Below are 3,253 nucleotides of genomic sequence, written 5' to 3'. Positions count from 1 at the left end.
AAGCCTTGCCGATCCAACCCAACACCCGGTCCTCGGCCACGGCCAGGGCCAGGGCCGGCCCGGTGAGAGTGAGTACCGCCTGGCCGGCCTGCACACTCATTCCCTCCCGCACCTGACCCCGCACCTCCAGCCCCAGAGAGAGAGCCTCATCGATGCTTTCGCTCAGGCCGGCTACCACCGCCGGCTGAGTTACGACCACACTGGCCTGGTAAATACTATTTTCCATTCCTTTAAAGATGGAACAGCGTATATCACCGGGAGGGAGAATGTGCTTTTCCATTTGAGCCAACCCCCTGCAGCTCCTTAAGAGTTCTTGAATTGAGCCGGGTCTATACCCCTCTGTTTCAACCACTTGGGGAGCAGCTCCTCATCCACTCGACGTGAAACGAGGGGTGCTTTCTGCAGCAGGTACTCGCCCAGGGAGCGGCTGACATTTAACGCTCCTGAGGCACCGTCAAAGGCCAGGATCTTATCCGTACCCGCAACCCTTTTAGCAAAACGCACTGCCGTGTCCAAATCATCCGCCAGCAACGTGTTCCTGGTGTAGGTTATGTTCTGCGGGTCCCGGTTAAGCAACTCTGCCTGCTCCCGGCCCACCACGATAGTCGGGATATGCTCCGTGAAGAAGGCACTGGGATACCCGCCCCAGGCATAGTTGTGGATGACTACCTTGATAGCCGGGTTAACCGGCGGCACCCCTTCGATCAGCGGACGCCCGTCTTCACCGTAGAAGGCCTCCGTGTACCAGGTGTACGGCGGCAGCGGGTCGTCCAGGTCGAAAAGGTCCCGGTTGGCTCCGGCAAAGTTGGCGAAAATGACCCCCGCCGCAAATACGTATGGCACCGGGCTGGGGAAGTCCAGAATGGTGATGGCCTCGTCAATCTCACCCAGCAGGGTCATCATCTTGCCATAATCCCGGCAACCCAAATAAGTAACCCGGTCATTGAGCGCATAGAGGTCGTTGTCAGCGTCCACCCCTACCACTCCGCTGGGAGACATCATCAGAAATACGGCACAGGCAAATTTCTCCTGCACAAAAGGAGAGTCAAAGATCGCCCTGGCCACAAAGTTGGCCGCGCGCGGACCCAGGTTCTGGTGATAAGTGGAGCGGGTTTCTATGCGTGCATAGGACATGCCGAAGGGTTTTACCGCCCGGTCCACCTGACGGTGAAAGTGTACTTCCCGCACGTCACTGTTGTGGGCGTGGATGATCCACCGGGCATCGTATATTTTTTTGATGCCGTAAAGAGTGCCGATTTCGGTCTCGATGGCGACCCCCTCATCCACCGGGGCCACGCCGGCGGCCTTGCCTTCATAGTATTCGTCCAGGCCGAAGGCCTTAATATATTCTTCACTCTCCCGGAAACGCAGCCCCACACCTACCCGCAGGCGTATATCCGTGCAGCCCGTGCGTTCCCGCACCACATCCCGGATGGTCCTGAGCATCTCGGCATATGGCGCTCCGCCCAGCAGGGTGAACCCGTGGTGTGAGCCCAGCACATTTACCGAATCACCGGGTTTGATCATGCTCAGGTCCACTTTTTCCATCTGCTTCCGGGTGGCTTCCCGGATTACCTCCAGGCCTTTTTCACCAGGGTAAATAACCGGTGCTGCATCGGGGAAAAGATCCCGCACCAGCACGGAAACCATGTCCGGCAGCTCTGCGGCCCGCTTGCGGACCAGTTCGGGTGCCACCCCGTACTGGGAACGACGCGGCGGCAAGGGCATCACAGGTGCGCGCAGCATTATTCCACCCCCTCGTCACTGGCTCCAACCAGTGAATCCAGTAATTTGCGATCTTCGTCGAAGTAAAACCCGCGCCGGGCGTATTTTTCCTTAACCTCTTCCGGAATATCCCAGACCGTTGGCGTTAAGCCATACCACTGGTAACCTCTGGCCGGCCGCTCCGGTGCAATTCCCGCTGCGTGCAGCAACCGCAATACCGGCTGGATGCACTCCACCTTGCACCCGGTACGTACACCTGTACGCCGGGAGATTTCTTCCGGAGATCTTGCTCCCTTGAGGATCGCCGCCGCCACTTCCCCGGCTCTGGTAGCCGTACAGTAGCAGACAATTTGTTTGGGGTGCAGGTGCGCCCTCCGGCAGAGGTCGGCGACAGCTGCCATATCCACCCCCGCCAGGCTCTCCTGTACCACCCGCGGCTGTTCAAGGGGGACCATGGTGATGGCCATTTCCGGGCAGCGCTGTTCGCAGTTGGCGCAGCCCAGGCAGTTTTCCTGGTCCACCACCGCTTTTTTGTTATCCACCTTAATGGCCAGCACCGGACACACCCGTTCACAACGCGTGCAGCCCTTACATTTATCTACATCTACCACAGCGCATAAGGTTACTGTCCGCAAGAATCATCCCCCCTTTATGTACGACATTATCAAATGTTATACGTCTATATAGAAACTATACTCCCTTTATTTATAAATTCCTTCTTCAAATCAAAAAAAATTTACCTTTTCAGATTCAGATCCTGTATAAAACTGAGGCCGGCCAACAATCCATCAAGCCGCACTCCGGGGCATCCGCATTACATGTGGACGCTACCATTCAGTTCGACACCTGCACCCATCTGCCGGGAAATCTCACCGGCCACCCTTTTAAGGGAACCGGCGATACGGGACATTTTCTCCTCCGTCATACGTGATGCGGGTCCGGAAACGCTGATGGCCCCAACGGGGTATTGACCATAACCGAGAAGGGGTACCGCCACGCAGCGCAGGCCCTCTTCAATTTCTTCCCGGTCGTAGGCCACCCCCTCTTCCCGGATCCGTGCCAGCTCTGCACTCAATTCTTCCCAGGTGGTGATAGTGCGGGCGGTAAATCTGGGCAGCCCCCGCTTCCGCACAATAGCCTGCACCTTTTCTTCGGGAAGATAGGCCAGAATTGCCTTGCCCACGCCGGTACAATGGGCGGGCAGCCTTCTTCCAATGCGGGAGACCATGCGGATGGACTGCGGACTGTCAATTTTATCAACGTAAACCACCTGCCCGTCGTCCATAATCACCAGGTGCACTGTCTCCCCGTGTTCATCCACCAGTTGCTGCAAATAAGGAGAGGCAATTTCACGCAGATCACAGTGTTCCAGAAAAGCCCCGCCCAGCGCTAAAACCCGGTAACCCAGCCGGTACCGGCCTGTTTTGACCTCCTGGTGCACATAATTGTGTTTAACCAGGGTTTGCAGCAATCCAAAGGCAGTGCTTTTGTGAAGCCCCAGTTCCCTGCTAATTTCAGAAAGGGAGGC

The 3,253-nt window shown here is 56.9% G+C and carries 3 protein-coding genes and 1 pseudogene; all 4 read right to left on the bottom strand.

Going from position 1 to position 3,253, the window contains the following annotated elements; translation table 11 throughout:
* Positions 1-280: pseudogene (locus tag ACPLUI_RS12965) on the bottom strand (nicotinate-nucleotide pyrophosphorylase); the annotation flags it as partial.
* A 23-nt stretch (positions 281-303) separates the two neighbouring features.
* The gene (locus ACPLUI_RS12960; protein WP_424660672.1) at positions 304-1,746 is read right to left on the bottom strand and encodes a hypothetical protein; all 1,443 of its coding nucleotides are present in this window, start codon (positions 1,744-1,746) and stop codon (positions 304-306) included.
* Positions 1,746-2,360, bottom strand: a complete 615-nt coding sequence (locus ACPLUI_RS12955; RefSeq protein ID WP_424660671.1) for a 4Fe-4S binding protein — start codon at positions 2,358-2,360, stop codon at positions 1,746-1,748. The genes ACPLUI_RS12960 and ACPLUI_RS12955 overlap by 1 nt, the downstream gene beginning before the upstream one ends.
* A gap of 179 nt (positions 2,361-2,539) precedes the next feature.
* Positions 2,540-3,253 (bottom strand): IclR family transcriptional regulator (locus tag ACPLUI_RS12950; protein ID WP_424660670.1); only part of this gene is annotated, 714 nt, incomplete at its 5' end.

It is taken from the genome of Desulfofundulus sp. (assembly GCF_049701015.1).
In the GTDB taxonomy this organism is placed as follows: Bacteria; Bacillota; Desulfotomaculia; order Desulfotomaculales; family Desulfovirgulaceae; genus Desulfofundulus.
The sequence above is the reverse complement of the archived record's forward strand: the minus strand, read 5'-3'. Positions and strand labels throughout refer to the sequence as shown.

What these genes read in the sequence shown, in the direction of transcription:
- ACPLUI_RS12960 (WP_424660672.1), bottom strand. Translation starts at nt 1,746, where the DNA reads ATGCTGCGCGCACCTGTGATGCCCTTGCCGCCGCGTCGTTCCCAGTAC.